Origin of the sequence: Corallococcus sp. AB011P (assembly GCF_003611605.1) — a bacterium.
Taxonomy (GTDB): Bacteria; Myxococcota; Myxococcia; order Myxococcales; family Myxococcaceae; genus Corallococcus; species Corallococcus coralloides.
In genome coordinates this window covers 101,985-122,180 of the sequence record NZ_RAVX01000009.1, presented here as the reverse complement: position 1 = coordinate 122,180, position 20,196 = coordinate 101,985, and the positions used below count along the sequence as shown (strand labels likewise).

13 protein-coding genes and 1 CRISPR repeat array are annotated in these 20,196 nt (G+C 71.9%); of the genes, 10 read left to right on the top strand and 3 right to left on the bottom strand.

The features are described from left to right. Positions 1–78: 78 nt before the first annotated feature. The 8 genes from D7X30_RS23120 to D7X30_RS23085 all read left to right on the top strand — a co-directional run bounded on the left by D7X30_RS23120 (position 79) and on the right by D7X30_RS23085 (position 13,717). Positions 79–1,293: a TolC family protein gene (locus D7X30_RS23120; RefSeq protein WP_120565108.1), complete on the top strand. Its 1,215-nt coding sequence runs from the start codon at positions 79–81 to the stop codon at positions 1,291–1,293. Continuing rightward, positions 1,283–2,356, top strand: coding sequence for an efflux RND transporter periplasmic adaptor subunit (locus D7X30_RS23115; RefSeq protein WP_120565107.1), 1,074 nt, complete (start codon positions 1,283–1,285; stop codon positions 2,354–2,356). Before D7X30_RS23120 ends, D7X30_RS23115 begins: the two co-directional genes overlap by 11 nt. Next, on the top strand, positions 2,353–5,379 hold the full coding sequence (locus D7X30_RS23110; protein ID WP_120565106.1) for an efflux RND transporter permease subunit: 3,027 nt from the start codon (positions 2,353–2,355) through the stop codon (positions 5,377–5,379). Before D7X30_RS23115 ends, D7X30_RS23110 begins: the two co-directional genes overlap by 4 nt. A 115-nt stretch (positions 5,380–5,494) precedes the next feature. Then, positions 5,495–6,799 (top strand): NAD(P)/FAD-dependent oxidoreductase, encoded by a 1,305-nt coding sequence (locus tag D7X30_RS23105; RefSeq protein ID WP_120565105.1) that lies wholly within the window; start codon positions 5,495–5,497, stop codon positions 6,797–6,799. A 45-nt stretch (positions 6,800–6,844) separates the two neighbouring features. Next, a CRISPR array of direct repeats spans positions 6,845–7,562; the repeat unit is 35 nt; unit sequence AAACCTGTCGGACAGTCGGACAGGTTGGGAGGACC. A 120-nt stretch (positions 7,563–7,682) separates the two neighbouring features. Beyond that, positions 7,683–8,642: a sigma-70 family RNA polymerase sigma factor gene (locus tag D7X30_RS23100; protein WP_120565104.1), complete on the top strand. Its 960-nt coding sequence runs from the start codon at positions 7,683–7,685 to the stop codon at positions 8,640–8,642. Between the two features lie 113 nt (positions 8,643–8,755). Then, positions 8,756–10,150: a hypothetical protein gene (locus D7X30_RS23095; protein WP_147443280.1), complete on the top strand. Its 1,395-nt coding sequence runs from the start codon at positions 8,756–8,758 to the stop codon at positions 10,148–10,150. 106 nt (positions 10,151–10,256) lie between these two features. Further along, positions 10,257–12,530: an MMPL family transporter gene (locus tag D7X30_RS23090; RefSeq protein ID WP_120565102.1), complete on the top strand. Its 2,274-nt coding sequence runs from the start codon at positions 10,257–10,259 to the stop codon at positions 12,528–12,530. Then, positions 12,527–13,717: a glycosyltransferase family 2 protein gene (locus tag D7X30_RS23085; RefSeq protein WP_120565101.1), complete on the top strand. Its 1,191-nt coding sequence runs from the start codon at positions 12,527–12,529 to the stop codon at positions 13,715–13,717. Before D7X30_RS23090 ends, D7X30_RS23085 begins: the two co-directional genes overlap by 4 nt. On the opposite strand, the gene D7X30_RS23080 is transcribed toward D7X30_RS23085, so the two are convergent. Next, positions 13,657–15,066: an FAD-dependent monooxygenase gene (locus D7X30_RS23080; protein ID WP_120565100.1), complete on the bottom strand. Its 1,410-nt coding sequence runs from the start codon at positions 15,064–15,066 to the stop codon at positions 13,657–13,659. The genes D7X30_RS23085 and D7X30_RS23080 overlap by 61 nt on opposite strands. Positions 15,067–15,152: 86 nt before the next feature. Here D7X30_RS23080 and D7X30_RS23075 point away from each other — a divergent pair, with 86 nt between their 5' ends. Beyond that, the gene (locus D7X30_RS23075; RefSeq protein ID WP_120565270.1) at positions 15,153–16,199 is read left to right on the top strand and encodes a squalene/phytoene synthase family protein; all 1,047 of its coding nucleotides are present in this window, start codon (positions 15,153–15,155) and stop codon (positions 16,197–16,199) included. Then, the gene (locus D7X30_RS23070) at positions 16,199–18,160 is read left to right on the top strand and encodes a 2,3-oxidosqualene cyclase (protein WP_120565099.1); all 1,962 of its coding nucleotides are present in this window, start codon (positions 16,199–16,201) and stop codon (positions 18,158–18,160) included. The genes D7X30_RS23075 and D7X30_RS23070 overlap by 1 nt, the downstream gene beginning before the upstream one ends. Here the strand turns inward: D7X30_RS23070 and D7X30_RS23065 are convergent. After that, positions 18,108–18,614 carry a DUF1993 family protein gene (locus tag D7X30_RS23065; protein ID WP_120565098.1) on the bottom strand — a complete coding sequence of 169 codons (507 nt, stop codon included), beginning with the start codon at positions 18,612–18,614 and terminating at the stop codon, positions 18,108–18,110. The two genes, D7X30_RS23070 and D7X30_RS23065, sit on opposite strands and share 53 nt — an antisense overlap. A 101-nt stretch (positions 18,615–18,715) precedes the next feature. Then, entirely contained in the window at positions 18,716–20,140 is a 1,425-nt protein-coding gene (locus D7X30_RS23060; protein ID WP_120565097.1) for an RtcB family protein, read from the bottom strand. Positions 20,141–20,196 lie beyond the last annotated feature (56 nt).

Here is a 20,196-nt window from a genome sequence, read left to right as displayed (position 1 = left end):
CATTACGCCGCCTTCCTCGCGGTGAGCGGCCCCGGCGGGTGATGGCGGTGACGGTGCTGTCGGGAGGACTGTCCTTCGATGTGGCGCGGGAGTGCATGGTCTTCCAGGGTCGTCACGCTGCTGCTGCTGTGTGGCGGCACCGCGATGGGGGAGCCGCTCACGCTGCGCCTGGCGCTCCTCGAAGCCAGGAGTCAGGCGCCGGCGCTCGCACAGGCCCGGGCGCAGGAAGCCGTGGCCCGCGGGGACGAGGAGGTCGCCCGGACCTTCTCCCCGCTGACCCTGACACTGGGGGGAGGGGGAAATGATCCCCGGTGGACCGTGGGCCTGACCCAGAGGCTTCCGGCTCCGGGCGCCCGGGCGGCCCGTGTGCTCGCCGCGGAGTTGACGGCCCGTGGCGCCGCCGACGAGCGCCGCGCGAGCGAGGCCACGGTCCGGGCGGATGCGCGGCGTGCCTACTTCTCATGCGTGCGCGCCCACCAGCTCCTGGAGACCTCCGCACGTGCACTGGCGCTCGCGCGCGAGTCGGAGGCCGCCGCGCTGCTGCTCTTCGACACCGGCGCCGCCCCGGAGCTGGACCTGCTCCAGGCCCGCATCGCGCGAGGCTCCGCGGAAGTCCAGTGGCTGACCCGCCAGGGTGAGCTCGCCGCCGCCACGGCGGCGCTGGCCCTGCTGCTGGGCCGGCCACCGGGTGCGGCGCTGGAGCCGGTGGACGCCTCCCCGCCCGCCTTGCCTTCCCTTGAGGCCGTGCTGGCCCAAGGCGCGCGGTCCCCCGCCGCCGAGGCACGTCAGGCCGACGTGGCGGCGGCCGAGGCCTCCTTGCGAGCGTCACGGCGGGAACGGTGGCCCGTGCCCACGGTGGGGGTCTCCGTGGAGGCGGATGGCCCCGGGGGACGCAGCACGTATCTTCGCGGCGCGCTCGACCTGGACCTCTCCCTCCCTGGCCTGGGACGCGGAGAGACGGTCCGCGCCGCGGCCTCGCTGGAACTCGCGCGCGCCCGCCAGAACGAGGAGCGGCGTTCCCGGTGGACGGAGCTCGTCTCCAGCCATGCGCGCCTGTCCGCCTCGCTGGCGGGACTCGCTCGTTACTCGGAGGAGATCCTCCCCGCGGTGGAGAAGACGGAGGGCATGGCCCTGGAGTCCTATCGCGTGGGCCGCAGTTCCCGGGTGGCGCTCAACGCCGCGCTCCAGACGGCCACGGAGACGCGGACGCAGGCCATCGAAGCCGCCTTCGCCGCCCAGTCCGCCTTCGCGGACCTCGAACTCGCCGCTGGGATGCCCCTCGATGAACCCTAGATTCACGCTGCTCGCCTGCCTCTTCGCCTCGGGTGTGGGGTGCCAGCGGACGCCGCCCGAGGAAGGTGCGCCGCCCCTGCCGCGCGTCCGTGTCGCCCTCGTGGCTCCGGGACGGGCCGTGCGCGAACTTCGCGTCGCGGGCCTGCTGTCGGCGCCGCCCGGGCGCGAGGTCCGGCTCTCACCGCTGGTGCCCGGGCGGCTGTCGCTGCTGCGCGTGGCGGAAGGGGACCGGGTGCGAGCGGGCGAAGTCCTGGCCCAGGTGGACACGGTCAACGCCACCGCGGAACTCCAGCAGGCGGAGGCCTCCCTGCGCGAAGCCACCTCCGCGCTCGAGGCCGCGAAGGAGAAGCGTGCGCGCACGGACGTCCTGGCCGAGCACGGAGTCGCGGCCCGTCAGGACGCGGAGCAGGACCGGAACGCGGAGGCCTCCGCCCGCGCCGCGGAGGCCCGGGCCCGGAGCGCCCTGGAGCTGGCGCGGCGGGGCATGGGGCGCACCTCGTTGCAGGCCCCCTTCGACGGAGTCGTGACGGCCATCGGGGTGCGGCAGGGGGAGCGGGTGGAGGGCGCGACCCCCCCCGTGGTCCAGGTCTCTGCGACGGATCCGCTGGAGCTGCGTGCGTTCGTCACCCAGCAGGAGGCCGCGGAGGTCCAACCCGGTCAACGCGCGACGCTCACCGTCGACGGGCTGGACGGTGTCCGCGAGGGCGAGGTCGCCGCGGTGTCCCCCTCCGTGGATCCGCAGAGCGGCAACGTGCTGGTCCGCCTGCGCTTCGCCAACCCGCGCGGGGAGCTGCGCCTGGGCGCGACCGCGCGAGCCCACGTCGTCGTGGCGTCGCTGGGCAGCGCGCTGGCCGTGCCTGCGTCGGCGCTCCTGCCCCAGGAGGATGGGGGCGTCGCGGTCGCGCGGCTCGGGGACGGGCGGGTCCACCGGGTGCCGGTCCACGTCGTCTCCGAGGACGTGGGCGGGGCCGTCGTCCAGGGGCCGCTCGCGGTGGGCGAGCGCATCGTCGTGGAAGGGGGCTACTCCCTGCCGGATGACGCCGGGGTGGAGGTCCTGAGGTGACGTGGCTGACGCTGCTGCGGCGCAACGCGCCCGGGGTGGTGGTGCTGCTGGCGGCGCTGACGCTGGCGGGAGTGCTCGGCGCGACCCGCCTGCCCGCTGGCCTCTACCCGGAGGTGACCTTCCCGCGAATCGTCGTCGCCGCGACGCTGAAGGGCGCCAGCGCGCAAACCCTGCGGTTGTCCGTGACCGGCCCGGTGGAGGAAGCGCTGTCCACCGTCATCGGCGTGCGGCAGGTGCGCTCCCGGACCATCCGCGCGGCCGCGGAGATATCCCTCTGGTTCGACTCGAACGCGGACATGGAGCGGGCCCTGGGGCTCGTCAATGCGCGGCTCGCGGAGGTGCAGAACGCACTGCCCGCGGACGCGACGCTCTCCGCCGAGCGGCTCACCCCGTCGTCCTTTCCCATCCAGACCCTCGCCGTCACCGGGACGGTGGACCCTGCCCTGCTGCGCGAGTTCGCCCTGCGGACGCTGCGTCCCGGCCTGGCGGGCCTCGCGGGAGTGGGGCGGGTGGACGTGGTCGGCGGCGACGTTCGTGAGCTCTCCATCGCCGTGAACGCACAGCGGCTGGAGCAGGCGAAGCTGGACCTGCCCACGCTCGCCACCCAGGTGGGCAGCGCGCTCGTGCTCGAACCGGCGGGCCGGGTGGACGTGCACTACCAGCAGGCGCTGGTGGTGGTGCGGGGGCCGGTGGACTCGCCGGACCGGTTGGCGGCGCTCGTCGTGGGTGGGACGCCCGAGGCGCCCGTGCGGCTGGGCGACGTCGCGCGGATCCAGGAGGGGCACGCGGACCGGCTCTCCCTGACGTACGCGAACGGCCGGCCCGCGGTGCTCGTCAGCGTGGGCCGGCGGCCCGGGGCGGACGCTGTCACCCTGGCGCGGGACATCCAGGCGGAGCTGGACCGGGTGCGGGCGGGCCTGCCGCCGGGCATCGACGTCGAGCTCTCCTATGATCAGGCCGGGCTCATCGCCCGGTCCGTGGCCCACGTGCGGGACGAGGTCATCCTCGGCGGGTTGCTCACGCTCGCGGTCGTGGGCCTCTTCCTGCGCTCCTGGCGGGCGATGACGGCCGCGGCGGTGGTGCTCCCTGCCACGCTGGCGATGACCTTTGGCGTGCTCTGGCTCGCGGGCGGGACGCTCAACCTGATGTCGCTGGGCGGGCTGGCGGTGGCCATCGGGTTGGTGGTGGACGACGCCGTGGTCGTGGTGGAGGCGGTGTACCGCCGGGTGGCGGCGGGGACGGAGCGGTGGGCCGCGACCGCGGACGCGCTCCGGGAGATCGCCTGGCCCGTCACCAACTCCACGCTCACCACGGTCGTGGTCTTCGCGCCGCTGTCGCTGCTGCCCGGCGTGTCCGGCCAGTTCTTCACCGCGCTGGCGTTCACGCTGTGCACCGCCGTGTTGCTCTCCCTCGTGCTGGCCGTCACGCTGACGCCGCTGCTGTGCGGGTGGCTGCTCGTCGCGCCCGGTGGCCATCACGCGCCCCATCCTGTCATCCCGGGGTTCATGCTCACGCAGTGGCGTGCGCGGCCGGGAGTGCTGGTGGCCGCCGTGGCGCTCCTCACCGTGTTGTTGGCGTTGCTGGGCCGGGGCGTGGAGACGGGGTTTCTTCCGGAGCTGGATGAGGGCGCGTTCGTCGTGGACTACTTCACGCCGACGGGCACCTCGGTCGCGGAAGCGGACCGGCTGGGGCGCGCGCTGGAGGCGGTGGTCGCGGACATCCCCGAGGTCATGGGCACCAGCCGGCGCCTGGGCGCGGAGCTGGGGCCGCCAGCGGCCACCGAGTCCTCGCGTGGCGACCTGACCGTGTCGCTCTCCCCGCGGCGGACGCGTCATGGCCAGGACATCATCGAGGCGACGCGCACGCGGGCGGAGGCCGCGCTTCCCGGAGTCCGGCTGGAATTCGTCGAGCTGCTGCAGGACGTGCTCTCCGACCTGGAAGGCGCGCCGGATCCCGTCGAGGTCAAGTTGCTGGGGCAGGACGTCCAGGTACTGCGGGATTTCGCGCCCCGTGTCGCCGAGCGGTTGCGGGACATCCCGGGTCTGGCGGACCTGTTCGACGGCGTCACCGGGTGCATTCCGGAGACCCACCTGGATGTGGACCTGGTCCAGGCGGGCCGTCTGGGCTTCACGACGCGGGATGTCTCGGCGCAGGTCCGGACGGCGCTGTTGGGCGATGTCGTTGGGACGATCCCCCGCGAGGGCCGGCAGGTGGATGTGCGAGTGCGGCTGCGTGACGCCGACCGCACGGAGCCCCAGGTGCTCCAGCACCTGCGCCTGCGGACTGCCTCGGGGCAGATGGTTCCGCTGACGCAGGTGGCGCGCGTGCGCCAGGAGTGCCAGCCCGCGGAGCTGCTTTCGGACAACCTGCGTCCGCTGGTGGCGGTGACGGGGCGGCTGGAGGGGCGGGACCTGGGCAGCGTCACCGCGGAGGTGGAGGCGCGGCTCGCCACGCTGGAGAAGCCAGCGGGGGTGGCGGTGCGGCTGGGCGGTCAGCGCGAGAGTCAGCGCGAGTCCTTCCAGGCCCTCGTGCTGGTGCTGGTGCTGGCCACGCTGGGGGTCTTCCTGGTGCTGACCTTCCACTTCCGTGGGGTCGTACTCCCGCTGCTCATCCTGGGCTCGGTCCCCGTGGGGCTCGCGGCGGGCGTCGCCTGTCTGCGGCTCACCGGCACGCCGCTCAACGTCTCCTCGTTGATGGGCTGCATCCTGCTCGTCGGGCTCGTCGTGAAGAACGGCATCCTGCTGCTCGACCGGGCGGAGGAGGGACGCGCCGAAGGAATGGCAGCGGCCGAGGCCGTGGGCCACGCCGCCTCCGTGCGCCTGCGTCCCATCCTCATGACGACGCTGGCGACGCTGCTGGGGCTCGTCCCGCTCGCGCTCGGACTGGGTGAGGGTGGCGAGCTGCAACGGCCGTTGGCCATCACCGTGCTGGGGGGCCTGTCCCTGTCCACGTTGACGGTGTTGGTGGGGCTGCCGGCGGCGTACGTGCTGGTGCGCCGTCACACGGCCTCCGCGAAGAGCTGAGGGGGAGTCACCTCGCGGCGCGGCTCCGCGGCCGGCGCTGTAACCTTTTTTCGTCCTTGTTCGTGGTTGCCGTTGGATGCCCGAAATGTGCCGGGCGCCGGGACGGAGGACGGACATGCAGGCGACGAAGGTGGCCGTGGTGGGCGGGGGACTGGGCGGGCTCACGGCGGCGGCGCTGCTCGCGCGCGGCGGTTGCGAGGTGACGGTGTACGAGCGCTCCAAGCACCTGGGAGGGCGGGCGAGGACGACGGAGGTGGAGGGCTTCCGCTTCAACCTGGGGCCGCACGCCCTGTACCGGGCGGGCGCGGCGTTTCGGGTGCTGGAGCGCCTGGGCGTGAAGCCCACGGGAGGCGTTCCGAATCAGACGGGCTCCCATGCGCTGGTCGGCGGCCGGCTGCACACGCTGCCTCGGGGCGCAGTGACATTGATGACGACGGACGTGCTGTCGCTCGCCTCGAAGCTGGAGGTGGCGAAGCTGCTGGCGGGGCTGGCCCGTATCGACACACAGCCGTTGGGGTCCATGTCGATGCGGGAGTGGTTGGAGACGCGCCTGACGCGAAAGGACAGCCGGGAGCTCGTCGGGGCGCTGATCCGCGTGTCCTCCTACTGCGCGGACTTCGAAGCACTCAGCGCGGAGGCAGGGCTGAAGCAGCTTCAGTGCGCGACCGCCGCGAACGTGCTGTACGTGGACGGAGGCTGGAGCACGTTGGTGGACGCTGTGGAGCGGCTGGGGCGCGAGGCAGGCGCCCGGCTGGAGCTGTCCGCGCGAGTGGAGGCCGTTGTCCTTCAGGAGGGGGGCAAGCGGGTCGAAGGCGTGCGGCTCGCGGACGGCACGGTGCACCGCGCGGACGCGGTGGTGATGGCGGGGAGTCCCGCGGACGTGGCGGCGCTCATGCCGGGAGACGCGGTGCTCGCGCGGGAGGCGCGGGAGGCGGTGCCCATCCAGGCGGCGACGCTGGAGCTGGGGCTGTCGGCCCTGCCGAGGCCGGACGCGCTGTTCGCGCTCGGGCTGGATGGGCCCTGGTACGCGTCGGTGCACTCGGCCTCCGCGAAGCTGGCCCCGGACGGGGGCGCGATGGTGCACGTGGCGAAGTACCTGGGCGGCGCGGACACGGAGGCGAGCGAAGCGGCGCTGGAAGCCGTGATGGACGCGCTCCAGCCGGGATGGCGCGCGAAGGTGGTGGCGCGCCGCTACCGGCCCTCGCTCACCGTCAGCGCCGGGTTGCCCCGGGCCGTGAACGGCGGGCTGACCGGACGCCCCACCGTGGAGGTCCCGCACGTGGGCGGACTGTTCCGGGTCGGCGACTGGGTGGGCGCGGAGGGCATGCTCGCGGACGCATCCCTGGCGAGCGCCGAGGCCGTGGCGCAAGCCCTGGTGCGACGCACCGAGACGTTCCAGCGCCACGCGGCGGGAACTTGAGGCCAATGGGCGTACAGGCCAGGAGCCCCTCCCCTGCGGCGCAGAGCAAAAACCTGTCGGACAGTCGGACAGGTTGGGAGGACCGCGGCAGGCCCCCCGCGCTGCCCCGGGGCAGCTGGAAAACCTGTCGGACAGTCGGACAGGTTGGGAGGACCTCAGCCGGAAGCTCCTGTTCCATCCCGATGGCGGAAACCTGTCGGACAGTCGGACAAGTTGGGAGGACCTCAGCCGGAAGCTCCTGTTCCATCCCGATGGCGGAGGCCTGTCGGACAGTCGGACAGGTTGGGAGGACCTCAGCCGAAAGCTCCTGTTCCATCTCGACGGCGGAAACCTGTCGGACAGTCGGACAGGTTGGGAGGACCTCAGCCGAAAGCTCCTGTTCCATCTCGACGGCGGAAACCTGTCGGACAGTCGGACAGGTTGGGAGGACCGTGACCGGGTCCTCGGCGCTGGCTCCTGGGCGCGGAAACCTGTCGGACAGTCGGACCGGTTTTAGGGGACCAGGCGGAACCCGTGATGACTCCAATTGGCGGCGACCTGTCCGACAGTCGGACAGGTTGGGGGACCTTGGTAGGGCTCCCGGGCTTTGGCTCCGGACTGCGGAAACTTGTCCGACAGTCGGACAGGTTGGGGGGCCTTGGCGGGGCTCCCGGGCGCTGGCTCCGGACTGCTGAAACTTGTCCGACAGTCGGACAGGTTGGGGGACCTTGGCGGGGCTCCGGGCGCTGGCCGCGGACCTTGGGAACTTGTCCGACTGTCGGCCAGGTTTGGCCCGGTCCGGGCCCGGAGGGTCTCGGTGTGGAGGTTCGGGGGCTTGGGGTACCAGGCATTGCGGTGCTCCAGTGCTGCTCCTGGATTCTTGGAACGTGAGGGCTTGAACGGGATGGATTCACAGGCGCGAGGAGCACTGGGACAGGCCGCACGCGAGCACGAGCGCTTCCTCTGGGGGCTCTGCTACCGGATGACCGGCGTGGCGGCGGACGCGGACGACCTGGTGCAGGACGTCTATGCGCGCGCGCTCGCGACGCCACCGGAGCGCCTGGACACCCTGCGCCCCTGGTTGACCCGTGTGGCGGTGAACCTGGCGCGAGACCACCTGCGCCGGCGCCGCCGCGAGGGCTACGTCGGTCCCTGGCTGCCTTCGCCGGTGGAGACGGGCGATGAGGAGGTCCTACCCGCCGTGGAGGCAAGGCTTCCGGGCGGTGGCTCGACGGAGGGGCGCTACGAACTGCTGGAGAGCGTGTCCTTCGCCTTCCTGCTGGCGCTGGAGGCCCTGTCACCCAAGCAGCGGGCGGTGCTGCTGCTGCGTGATGTCTTTGATTACTCGGTGCTGGAAGTGGCCGAGGCGCTGCGCATGAGCGAAGCGAACGTGAAGGTGGTGCACCACCGCGCGCGGGCGGTGATGGCCGCGTATGACCAGTCACGTTGCGTGCCCACTCGCGACGTGCAGGCTCGCACGCGGGCTTCGCTGGAGGCCTTCCTGGGTGCGCTGGTGACGGGAGACGTGGCTGCCGCGGAGGCGCTGCTGGCCTCGGATGTGCGCGCATTGTCGGATGGAGGCGGAAAGGTGCGCGCGGCCCTGGTGCCCATCGTGGGCCCCCAGCGCGTCATCCTCTTCATGCGCCGGCTGATGGAGATGCGGGGGCCTCCAGTGGCATGGGAGGCGCGGATGCTCAACGGCCTGCCCGCCGTGGTGGCGGTGTTCCATCCGGGGGCGGATCCGATGCTGGCCCTGAACATGGTGCTTCGCGTGGACCTGGACTCCAGCGGACGCATCCATGCGCTGCATTCCGTGTTGGTGGACCGGAAGCTCATGGGGGTGCGCATGCCCGTGCCGGAATGACACGGACTTCGTGGAAAAAGGGTCCTGATAAAACTTTCACAGCGCGTATCCGTTTGAGCGCACTCCCCGGGAAGGCGAGCAGGGCTCGCCACGTCCATCTGAGAGGAACTCGAATGTCGATGCGGAAGATGTGGGTCCCCAGGGTCCTGATGTTGGGTGGTCTGACGTTGCTCGCCGGTTGCGGCCGTGAGCCCCGCCCCGTGGAGGTCATCCAATCCCGAGGGGCCGAAGGCGTTGCGCTGTTGATTGAGCGCGAGGATGGCGCGGGTCCCTACGTCGAGAGCACGGCGGAGCGCTTCCGGGTCGTCGCCTCGGGCGAAACCATCAAGTCCGTGCGCTGGAGCGCCAACGCGGGTGTCGTCGCGCCTTCCAACGAGCGGGTCACCTGGACGCTGCCCACGGCGGGGACAGCATCCCTGTCCGTCACCGTCGAGACGGAATCCGGCAAGACAGCCGAGAGCTCGTTCCAGTTCAATGTCGTGGCCGCGCCGCTCGCGTCCAACTCCGCCATCGATACGAGGCCGGATGTCACCGGCAGCAGCTGCGACATCGCGTTCGACAGCACGGGCAAGGGGCACGTCATCTACACGAACGACACCCACAACAGCCTGTGGTACGCGAGCTGGGACGGCACGTCCTGGACGACGGAGCAGATTGACGGTCCCGGCTTCAACAACGGGGGCGTCTTCGTCGCGAAGAGCCAGTTGGTCGTCGACCCAGTCACTGGCACGCCGCACGTCGCCTACTCCAAGGGAACCGGCACCATCACGAACACGGCGACGCGGGTGGGCTATGCCACGCGCGTCAATGGCGCCTGGATTCGGGAGGAGGTCGACGCGTCGGTGGTGCTGCGCTTCAGCATCGCGCTCAACCCGGCGCAGGCGCAGCAGCCGACCATCGTCTTCACCTCCAACCCTTCGGCGGGCCTCAAGGTCGCGACCCGGACGGCGGCGAACACGTGGTCCACTGTGACGCCCTCCACCAGCATCCATGCGCTCACGAGCGACGCCCTCTTCGACGCGGCCGGAGCGCTGCACTTCATCACGCACCAGTCCTCGAGCGGCTACGTCAACCAGTTCCTGCAAGTCCTCCGGGGTTCGACCCTGGAGTCCTTCCCGCTGAAGACCAGCACCTCCGCGCCCTGGCTCGCGACGGCCTGGGGGCCGGACTCGCACTTCCTGGCGCTCTCCAACGGCATCTCCGAAGGCGAATGGAACGCCATCGAGGACATCACGGTCGGGACGCCTGCCGCGTCCAGCACCCGGAGGGTCTCGACGGTGGATTACAAGTACGCCTCGTCAGCCCTGGCCTACGGCGGAGGCAAGCCGGTCGTCGTCCTGCGCAATGGGACGGCGCTGACGCTCGGAACGACGGACGCGCAGGGATTCTGGACGTACACGCAGCTGGGAACGGTGGAGGACAACAGCCGTCCGAGCGTGGCGATCCGTCCCACGGATGGCGTGCCGCATGTCTGCTTCCAGCGGGACGGCAAGGTGACCTTCCAGTAAGGCCGACCACTGACGGATGGCCCCAAGGGGTGAAGCCCCTGTCCAAGCGCTCCCTCCGTCACCAGTTCCCTGGTGACGGACGGGGCGTGCGAACGGGGGGACGTGCATGGCGGGGCAGGGGGACGACTCACCGGTGGGGGGCGAGCCGTCCCTGTTCGCCCGGCTGGCGGTGGGCGTGTTCCGGCACCGGGGCCGGGTGCTGGTGGGCGCGCTGCTGCTCCTCGCCGCGGCGGTGTGGGCGCTGCTCCGGGGTGGGCACCTCACCACCGGCACCATCGAAGGCATCGAATCCGCGAGGGCCGAAGCGCTCGCGCGCGGTGCCGCCGCGGGGTCGAACGACCAGACCCTGGCGGTCATCTTCCATCACGACGAATGGACCACGGACGAGCCGCGCTTCGCCCAGGCGGTGACGTCCGTGCTGTCGCGCGTGGAGCGGCTGCCAGAGGTCGCATCGGTGGTGTCGCCCATCGGTGCACCCGAGGCCTTCCGCGCCCGCTTCGTGGCGAGGACGGGCCACGACCTGCTGGCGCTGGTGCGGCTCAAGGGCGGCGAGCGCGAGGCCACCGCCGCGTTCCCCGCCGTGCGCGCGGCGCTGGAGAACCCGGACCTCCGGACGACGCTCACCGGCAAGGTGGCCTTCCTGGCCGCGCTCAATGAATTGCTGGAGCACGACTTGCTGCGCGCGGAGTTGCTGTCATTCCCGCTGGCGCTGGTGGTCCTGCTGTGGGTGTTCCGGACGGTGGTGGCGGCGATGCTGCCCCTGGTGGTGGGCGGCCTGGCGGTGCTCTGCGGCGTGGCGGGCGTGATGCTGCTGTCGCACGCCACGAACATGGCCCAGTACACGCTCAACGTCGTGTCGCTCATCGGCCTGGGCGTGGCCATCGACTACTCGCTCTTCATCGTGAGCCGCTTCCGCTCAGAGCTCGCGCTGGGCCTCAGCACGGAGCACGCGCTGATGCGCACGCTGGACACCGCCGGGCGGGCGGTGGCGTTCTCGGGGCTGGCCGTCACGGTGGGGCTGGGAGGCCTGCTCTTCTTCCGGGGCTCGTACCTGAGCGCCATGGGACTGGGCGGCGCGCTGGTGGTGGCCTTCGCGGTCCTCTTCGCGCTCACGGTGTTGCCCGCGCTGCTCGCCTGGCTGGGGCCCCGGGTGGACCGGGGACGGTTGCCCTTCGCTCTGAAGGAGGGCCGCGGCGGCGCCTGGCATGCGCTGGCCACCTGGGTGATGCGGCATCCCTGGTGGGTGCTGTTGCCCACGCTGACGCTGCTCCTGGCCATGGGGCTGCCGTTCCGGCGGCTGCAACTGGCGGCCACGGACATCACCGCGCTGCCCGAGGGCACCGAGGCACGCCAGGGCGCGGAGACCCTGGCCCGCCTGTTCCCTCGCGAGGCCGCCACCCGCGTCCTGGTGGCGGTGGAGTTTCCAAGCGGCAGTCCCCTCACGCCAGAGCGCGCGGGCGCCCTCTACGACGCCAGCCGCCGGGTGGCGTCGCTGTCCGGCGTGGTCGGCGTGGAGAGCGCGGTGGACCTGGGCCCCGGCATGGACCGCGCGACGGTCCAGCGGATGGCCGCGGCGCCACCCCAATTCCTTCCACCGGAGCTCCAGGCCGCGCGGGCCGCGTACGTCACCGGCAACGTGGCGGTGATGCAGGTGCTGACGTCCTCGGCGCCCAGCAGCCTGGAGGCGCGCAACCTGGTCCGCGCGCTGCGCGAGGACCGCACGGTGGGCGACGGCCGGTGGCTGGTGGGAGGGCAGACGGCGACGGACGTGGACGCGGCGGCCTTCGTGAAGGAGCACACGCCCGCGGCGGTGGGCTTCGTGATGGGGATGACGTGCATCGTCCTCTTCGTGCTCCTGCGCTCCGTGGTGCTGCCCTTGAAGGCGCTCCTGATGAACCTGCTGTCGCTGGCCGGTTCGTTCGGCGCCCTGGTGTGGATCTTCCAGGAGGGGCACCTGCACCGGCTGCTGCGCTTCGAACCCGGGCCCATCGAACCGTCGCTGCCCATCCTCTTGTTCTGCGCGCTGTTCGGCCTGTCCATGGACTACGAGGTGCTGCTGCTCAGCCGCATCCGCGAGGAGTATCTGCGCACGGGCGACAACACCCACGCGGTGGCTGAAGGACTGGAGCGGACCGGCGGCCTCATCACCAGCGCGGCGGCCATCATGGTGGCCGTGTTCGCGGCCTTCACGCTGGCGTCCGTGGTCGTGGTGAAGGCGATGGGATTGGGAATGGCCATCGCGGTCGCGCTGGATGCGACGCTGGTCCGGGTGCTCATCGTCCCCGCGATGATGCGCCTGATGGGGGACCTGAACTGGTGGGGGCCCGGCCACTGGAGGCGCTCACATCCACGAGCGCAAGGGACGGAGGTGCGGCCATGAACGCACGGAACCTCGCATGGACGGCGGCGGCGCTGGGCGTGCTCGTGCACGGGCACCGGGAGCTGATGGCCGGTCTGCGGCGGCGCGCGGCTCCGCCCGTGAAGTACTTCGAGCCGCCCTCGGTGACGGTCATCCGGCCCATCCGGGGCCTGGACGTGGACGCGCGCGAGAACGTGCGCGCGCTGCTGGACCTGGACTATCCCGGCGAGTGGGAGGTGCTCTTCGTCTTCGACAGCGAGGACGACCCGGCGTTCCTCCCCACCCGCGAGGAGGTGGCCGCCCGCCCGACGCGCGCGAAGCGGGTGGAGTTGATTGTCGCGGGCGAGCCACCGGCGGGGATGACGGGCAAGCTCAACGCGATGCAGGTGGGCGTGGCCCGCTCCCGGTGCCAGTTGCTGGCCTTCAGCGATTCGGACACGCGGCCCTCGCCCGGAGTGCTCACGGCGCTGGTGGGCGCGCTGCTGGAGGACGGCGGGACGGGCGCCACGTTCGCGCCCATCTACGCGGCGGCGGACGCGCCCCTGGCGGGCGACGTGGGCTACGGGCTGCTGGTGAACGCGTGGTACGGCGCGTCGGTCGCGTGCACCGCGGCGCCGGATGGCGCGCTGCCCTTCATCATGGGGCAGTTGATGGTGTTCCGGCGCCAGGCGCTGGAGGCCATCGGGGGCGTGGGCTGCGCCGCCGGGCAGTTCGTGGATGACATGTACCTGGGGCGCCGGCTGCACGAGTCCGGGTGGAAGAACCGCGTCGTCCACGCGCCCCTGCGCGTCGTCACGGGACAGTTGGAGTTGGGCGCCTTCCTGCGCATCTTCCGGCGGTGGATCCTCTTCTCGGAGGCGGGCATCCCCGGGACCTTCGCGCGGCCCCACTGGGTTCGTGGCGCGGTGAGCTGGCTGTCGTGGGGCGCGCTGGCGGCGGCGGTGGCGCGGAGGGCCTGGGGCGCGGCGCTCCTGTCGGTGGCGCCCATCGGCTTCTCCGTGTGGAGCCAGCTGCGGCTCCAGCGGGCCTGTCACGGGCCGGAGGTCGCGCCCCGGCACTACTGGGTGCCGGCAGTCCTTCCGCTGCTGGGGGCCGGCGTGGCGCTGTCCGCGCGGCTGTCTCGCGAGGTGGACTGGCGCGGCCGGGGCTATCGCTTGGATGCGAAGGCGCGCCTGGGTGAGGCCCAGCCCGCCCGGGCCAGCGTGTAGACGGGACGGCGGACGCGACGATGCAGCCAGCTCCCCACCTGTTCCACCGCGCTCGCCATGGTGCCTCGCAAGGGCGGCCCGGCGGAGCGCAACAGCGGCGCGGCGGACCGCAGGCTGCCCCCGGGTCCGTCCGGCGAGAGCATCGCGGCGAAGGCATGGGCGACGACGCGCAGGTACTCGCGGGCCATCACCCGCATGCGGGGCTCCTCCGAAGACAGCAGGGCCATGGAGGCGCGCGCGCCACCGGGGCTGTGCTCCCAGTAGTGCAGCAGGCCCATGCGCAGCGCGTGCATGCCTTCATCCTGCCCGGCGAAGGCGCTGTAGAGCGCGGAGGCGAGCGCGACGCGGGTGCGCTGCGCGGGCCGCCGTGCGTGCGCGTAGTGCTCCAACGCGCGGGCGACGTGGTCCGGGTAGCGGTGCAGCGACTCCTGGAGGGCGCGGGCATCGTGGAAGCACGACGCCATGCCGCTGGCCGTGAGCGGGTGGCAGCACGCGGCGGCGTCGCCCACGAGCACGGCGCTCCCCATCCAGACGGTCTCCGCCAGCCAGTCGTCGTTGGAGGCCATGCGCACCGCGGGCCGCTGCTCCAGCGCCTGCATGACGGCCTCCCTCAGCCGCGAGGGCAGGGCGAGCAGCAACTCCGGTTGCTCCTTCAGCGTCTGGGCCGTGCTGCCCAGGGGCAGGTCCACCATCACTCGCGCCACGCCGGGCTGGATGGTGTACGCCAGCGCGTGCACGGCGCCGCCCACGAACTGGTGGCCGTATTCAGGGTGGGTGAGGCAGGCGCTGTCCACGGTCACGCCCAGCATGGTGGACAGGCGCTGGTGGTGCTCGGCGATGCCCAGCATCCGCCGCACGGGCGACGCGCGTCCGTCCGCGGCCACCAGCAGCCGGGCGTGCACGGTGTGCTCGGTGCCCGCGTGCGAATAGCGCAGGCGCACGCCGCGCTCGCAGTTGTGCTCCACGGCCGTCACGCGGGCCCGGACGCGCACGGTGACTCCGCGCCGCCGCGACACCGACTCCTGCAGGGGAAGGGTGAGGGCGGCGTGTTCGAGCGACAGTCCTGTCACACCGCGACCGTAGGGCAGGACGAGCGTGCGGGCGGGGGCATGGAAGCGCACCGCGAAGCCCCTCACGGGATGGGCCGCCCAGCCATCCACGACGTCCCCGAAACCCAGCGCGCGCAGGTCCCGCACCCCGGGCGGGTGGAGCAGTTCGCCCGCGAGCTGCTTGTGCCGGTCCACGCCCGCGTCCAGCAGCAGGACGGACCACCCCAGCTCGGAGAGCGCCGCCGCCACCGCGCAGCCCGCGGGCCCGCCCCCGGCTATCACCACCTCGGTGTCCCCCACGTCGCCCCCGCTCGGTTCGCAGACGCCATGTCTGGCATTGACGAATTATCCATTGAAGCGCCGTGCCGCACGCGGAGGAGGCAGGCATGAAAGTGCAGGTTGCATCATTCTGTCGCACACTCTTGCCCCAGGTCTCCCGGACCTTCGCGCTCAACATCCCTCTGTTGCCCGAGCCCCTGGACCTGGCGGTGACGGTGGCCTACCTGCTGTGCCGCATCGCGGACACGCTGGAGGACGAGGCCCCCGGGGCACCTCACGGTGCATTGCTCGACGAACTGGGAGCCCTGGTGTCGCTGGAGCCGGGCTGGGAGGCCCGTGCCCGCTCCTTCGCGCGAAGGGCGCGGCTGGCCCTGCGGGACGAGGTGCCACCCGCGGAGGCCGAGCTGGTGTCGGAGACACCGGCCGTGCTCGAAACCCTGGCCTCGCTTCCCTCCTGGGTCCACCCGCCCATCGCGCGATGCGTGCGCACGATGACCGGCGGCATGAATCAGATACAGCGGATGCATGGAGGGAGCGGGCAGGTCATGGGGCTGCCCGACCTTCAGGCGACGTTCATGTATTGTTATTACGTGGCGGGCGTTGTCGGCGAGATGCTGACCGGCCTCTTTGTCGCCAGCGCTCCCCGGGTCGCCTGGCGCGAGGCGCGGCTCATGACTCGGGCGCCTGCCTTTGGCCGGGCCCTGCAGCTCACCAACATCCTCAAGGACGTGCGCGAGGACCTGGACCGCGGAAGCTGCTGGCTGCCCAGGGACCGCATGGCCGCGCATGGCCTCACGCCCGCCACGCTGGCCCTGCCTTCGCTCCGTGCGAACGCCGTGGCGCTGATGGATGAGCTGGTGGCGGTGGCGCGCCGGGAGCTGGACGTCGCGCTCGAATACTCGCTGGCGCTTCCCGTGGAGGAGCCCGGCCTGCGGCTGTTCTGTCTCTACCCGCTCTTCTTCGCGGCCGCGACGCTCGACGCGGTGGAGGGCAACCCCGCCGTGTTCGAACCCGAGCCCGTGAAGATTCCCCGGGAGACGGTGGCGACGCTGATGCGGCTCACGCAGGAGCGGGTGGGCTCGGATGAAGCGCTGCGGGCGCTCTACGCCAGCGGTTCGCGGGCGCCCCGGGACGGCGCGGAGGCCTGGAGCTGATGCGGCGGGCCCGAGACCAACTGGCCGGGACGCAGGCGGCGGACGGCTCCTGGAAGGGGGACTACAGCGGCCCGCTGTTCCTGGGCCCGGTGTACGTGGCCGGGCTGTATGTGATGGGGCGCACGCCGGAGGCGTCCGTCCGCGACGGGATGGTCGCCCACATGCGGGCCCACCAGAACCCGGATGGGGGCTGGGGGCTGGACGTGGAGTCGCCCAGCCTCGTCTTCACGTCGGTGCTCAACTACGTCGCGCAGCGGCTGCTGGGCATCCGCGCGGACGACCCGGGGCTCGTCCGCGCGAGGGCGTGGTTCCTTCCCCGGGGAGGTCCGTTGGGCAGTGCGTCCTGGGGGAAGTTCATCCTCGCCCTGCTGGGGCTCTACGAATACGAGGGCCTCGCGCCCGTGCCTCCCGAGCTCTGGCTGTTGCCGCGAGGCCTGCCGTTCCATCCCTCCCGGCTCTGGTGCCACTGCCGCATGGTGTACCTGCCCATGGGCTGGCTCTACGGCCGCCGGGTCCGCGCCACGGAGACACCGCTGTTGGCCGAGCTGCGGCGCGAGCTGTATCCCCAACCCTACGCGGACGTGGACTGGAAGGCGGCGCGTGGACGCGTGGCCCGCACGGACGCCTACAGCCCCCACGGTCTGGGATTGCGCGCCGTGCACCGCGTGCTGGGCCTGTATGAGCGGTTCCACTCGAAGCGGCTGCGGAAACGCGCGCTGGCGGAGTCCCTGGCGTTGATTCGCGGCGAGGACGAAGCGACGCACTTCGTCTGCATCGGGCCCATCAACAAGGTGCTCGACATGGTGGTGTGGCACGTGGCGCGGCCGGACGGTCCGGAGGTGCGGGCCCACCTGGAGCGCCTGCCGGACTATCTCCAGCAGACGCGGAAAGGCATCACGGTGAACGGCTACAACTCCTCCCAGCTCTGGGACACCGCCTTCGCGGTGCAGGCGCTGGTGGCCTCCGGAGAGTCCGCCTGGGCGCGGGACACGCTGGCGCGCGCGGGCCGCTTCCTGGAGGCGCAGCAGGTGCTGGAGGATTCGCCAGACGCCGCCAGACACCACCGGCATCCCAGCCGGGGAGGGTGGCCCTTCAGCACGCGCGCGCACGGCTGGCCCATCAGCGATTGCACGGCGGAGGCGCTGAAGGCGTGTCTGTTGTTGGAGCCGCTCGGGCTCAATCGCGTGCCGCGCGAGCGCCTGGAGCAGGCCGTGGCGTTCATCCTGTCCTTGCAGAACCGGGATGGCGGCTGGGCCACCTATGAGCGGCAGCGGGGGCCGCGCTGGCTGGAGCGGTTCAATCCCTCGGATGTCTTCGCCGGCATCATGGTGGACCCCAGCTACGTGGAGTGCACGTCGGCCTGCATCCAGGCGCTGGCCGCGTGGCGCGAGGCCTTCACGGACGCCCCGGTGGGCCACGCCATCACGCGGGGCGCGGACTTCCTGCGCCGCCAGCAGCATCCGGACGGCGGCTGGGAGGGTTCCTGGGGCGTGTGCTTCAGCTATGGCACGTGGTTCGGTGTCACCGGCCTGGTGGCCTCGGGCGCGGGGACCGGAGACCCCGCACTGCGCAAGGCCGTCACGTTCCTGAAGGCCCACCAACGCGAGGACGGCTCATGGAGCGAAACCATCCAGGCCTGCCGCGAGCGCCGCTGGGTGGCGGGGCGCTCGGGCCACGCGGTGATGACGTCCTGGGCCGTGCTGTCGCTGGTGGCCGCGGGCGACGCGAACGCGGAGGCCACGCGCCGGGGCGTGGCGTGGCTGCGCGCGGCGCAGGAGGCGGAGGGCCAGTGGCCACCAGAGCCGCTGGCCGGAGTGTTCAGCCGCACCTGCGCCATCCACTACGACGCCTACCTGCGCATCTTCCCGCTGTGGGCGCTGTCGCTCGCGGAGCGACAGGCCGGAGGCTTCAAGGCGCGCGGAGGCTCTGCGACCCCAGGTAGTCCATCTTGCCCAGGTTGACGCCGTTGTGACGCAGGAGCGCGTACGCGTGGGTGACGTGGAAGAAGAAGTTGGGGACCGCGTTCTCCAGGAAGTAGTCCGCGCCGTTCATCACCTGCCCCTCCCACCGGGGGTGGGTGACGACGCGTCCGGCGGCGCCCTCGAAGTCCTTCGCCGTGAACGTGTCCAGGTACGCGATGGTGGACTGGACGCGGGCGCTGAGCTCCTCCAGCGTCTGCTCCGTGTCCGGGTTGGACGGCGCGGCCTTGCCTGACAAGCGCGAGGCCGCCAGCTTCACGGCGTCACAGCTGATCTGCACCTGCCGCACGAACGGGAGCTGGTCCGGCGCCAGCCGGAAGTTCAGGTAGAGGTTCGGGTCGAAGGACTTCGCCTTGGCATGGGCCGCGGCCGTCTCCAACCACTTGCCCAACTGCCCCAGCTGCTTCTTCATCTGCGAAAAGGTCTCGAAGTACATGGGCGCGCAAGCTAACGGGACAGCCATTGGCGCGCGAGCCAATCGCCAGGGCATCTGGATCCACGAATCCAGACGCCCTGCGTCACCCCCGGGCCTTCCGCTCACGCCTTGAACGTCATCAAGGGCCGCAGCCGGGCCACCTCCCGGACGATGTCGGCGTCCACCTGGGAGGCCACCACCGGGCCAATGGGCTTGTAGGCGGCGGGGGCCTCCTCGATGCGGCGCTCGGCCCTGAGCGCGATGCAGTCCACCCCCGTCAGCCCCAGGTCCTCCTCCCGGTGCTTCGCGCCGCCCCGTGACATGGAGAAGCGCGAGTGCGCCCGCCCCGCCCCATGCGAGGCCGACGCCAGGGCCTTCGTGTTGCCCAGGCCCCGCATCAGGTAGGACGTGGCGCCCATGGAGCCGGGGATGATGACCGGCTGGTCCTCTTCCGCCGGGCAGGCCCCCTTGCGCGCCAGCCAGCCGCCCTCCCAGGGCAGGGTGATGTTGTGGGGCACGTCGTAGACGAGCGGCGCCTCCACGTCCCCGAACAGCTCCCGCAGCGTCTGCCGCACCAGCTCCGCGAGCAGCAGCCGGTTGAGGAAGGCGTAGTTGGCCGCCGTGGCCTCCGCCTTCAGGTACTCGCGCACCTTCGCCGGGTCCGCGAGCGGGAAGATGCCGCTCGCCGGGTGCGGGGCTCCCGTGGGCCACGCGGCGCGCGCCCGCTCCTGCCAGGTGCGCCCCACGTGCTTGCCCATGTCCCGCGAACCGGAGTGCACCATGAACGCGAGCTGCCCCTCCCGCACGCCCCAGGCCCACGCCCGCGCGCGGTCCACCACGGCCTCCACCCGCTGCACCTCCACGAAGTGGTTGCCTCCGCCAATGGTGGCCAGGCCGGGGTCACGCACCACGCCCTCCCGCCGCAGCCCGGTGGGCGCCCAGGCCGGGTCGCCCTCCAGCGCCCCGCCCAGATGGACGCGGCCGGACTCCCGGCCCAGCTGGCCCAGGTCCATCCGGGCCGCCATGCCCAGGGGCTGGCCTTCCGTCTCCAGGAGCCAGCCGGGCAGGCCGTCCCGCAGCAGCGCCTCCAGGGCGCGCGAGCCCTGGGCGACGTCCCGCGTGCCGAAGAAATAGTGCCCCTTCATCCGCTCGACGAAGGCGTCGCGGCGGGCGAGGAAGGCGTCCACGGGGATGTCCGCGACATGCAGGCGCATGCCGCAGTTGATGTCCGTGCCCACGGCGCCGGGGACCACCAGGCCCTCCGTGTGGACCACCGACCCGATGGCCACCCCGGAGTCGCCCGGATGGAAGTCCGGCGTCGCGCGCACCTGCTTCACGCGGCCGCCGTCGGGGTGATGGAGCGCGGCGAGCGCCGCGAGCTGCTGGAGCGCCTTGCCCTCCACCGGCAGGTCCGGCGGAAGGAGGACTTCGGCGGGGGGAGCATGGGGATCCGCCTGGAGGCGGACCGTGTAGACACGACCGTCGTAAGCAACATCGAGCCCCTCGCGGGCAAGTGCCCGCAGGAGCCGGTTCAGTTTCGGCTGCATGACCTTCTCGGAATCTGACCCGGGCGGATTCGCGGCCCGGGGGACGTGAGCGATGG

Coding starts and splice junctions, on each gene's coding strand:
- D7X30_RS23120 (WP_120565108.1), top strand. CDS start 79: ATGTGGCGCGGGAGTGCATGGTCTTCCAGGGTCGTCACGCTGCTGCTG.
- D7X30_RS23115 (WP_120565107.1), top strand. CDS start 1,283: ATGAACCCTAGATTCACGCTGCTCGCCTGCCTCTTCGCCTCGGGTGTG.
- D7X30_RS23105 (WP_120565105.1), top strand. CDS start 5,495: ATGCAGGCGACGAAGGTGGCCGTGGTGGGCGGGGGACTGGGCGGGCTC.
- D7X30_RS23100 (WP_120565104.1), top strand. CDS start 7,683: ATGGATTCACAGGCGCGAGGAGCACTGGGACAGGCCGCACGCGAGCAC.
- D7X30_RS23095 (WP_147443280.1), top strand. CDS start 8,756: ATGTCGATGCGGAAGATGTGGGTCCCCAGGGTCCTGATGTTGGGTGGT.
- D7X30_RS23090 (WP_120565102.1), top strand. CDS start 10,257: ATGGCGGGGCAGGGGGACGACTCACCGGTGGGGGGCGAGCCGTCCCTG.
- D7X30_RS23085 (WP_120565101.1), top strand. CDS start 12,527: ATGAACGCACGGAACCTCGCATGGACGGCGGCGGCGCTGGGCGTGCTC.
- D7X30_RS23075 (WP_120565270.1), top strand. CDS start 15,153: ATGAAAGTGCAGGTTGCATCATTCTGTCGCACACTCTTGCCCCAGGTC.
- D7X30_RS23070 (WP_120565099.1), top strand. CDS start 16,199: ATGCGGCGGGCCCGAGACCAACTGGCCGGGACGCAGGCGGCGGACGGC.
- D7X30_RS23065 (WP_120565098.1), bottom strand. CDS start 18,614: ATGTACTTCGAGACCTTTTCGCAGATGAAGAAGCAGCTGGGGCAGTTG.
- D7X30_RS23060 (WP_120565097.1), bottom strand. CDS start 20,140: ATGCAGCCGAAACTGAACCGGCTCCTGCGGGCACTTGCCCGCGAGGGG.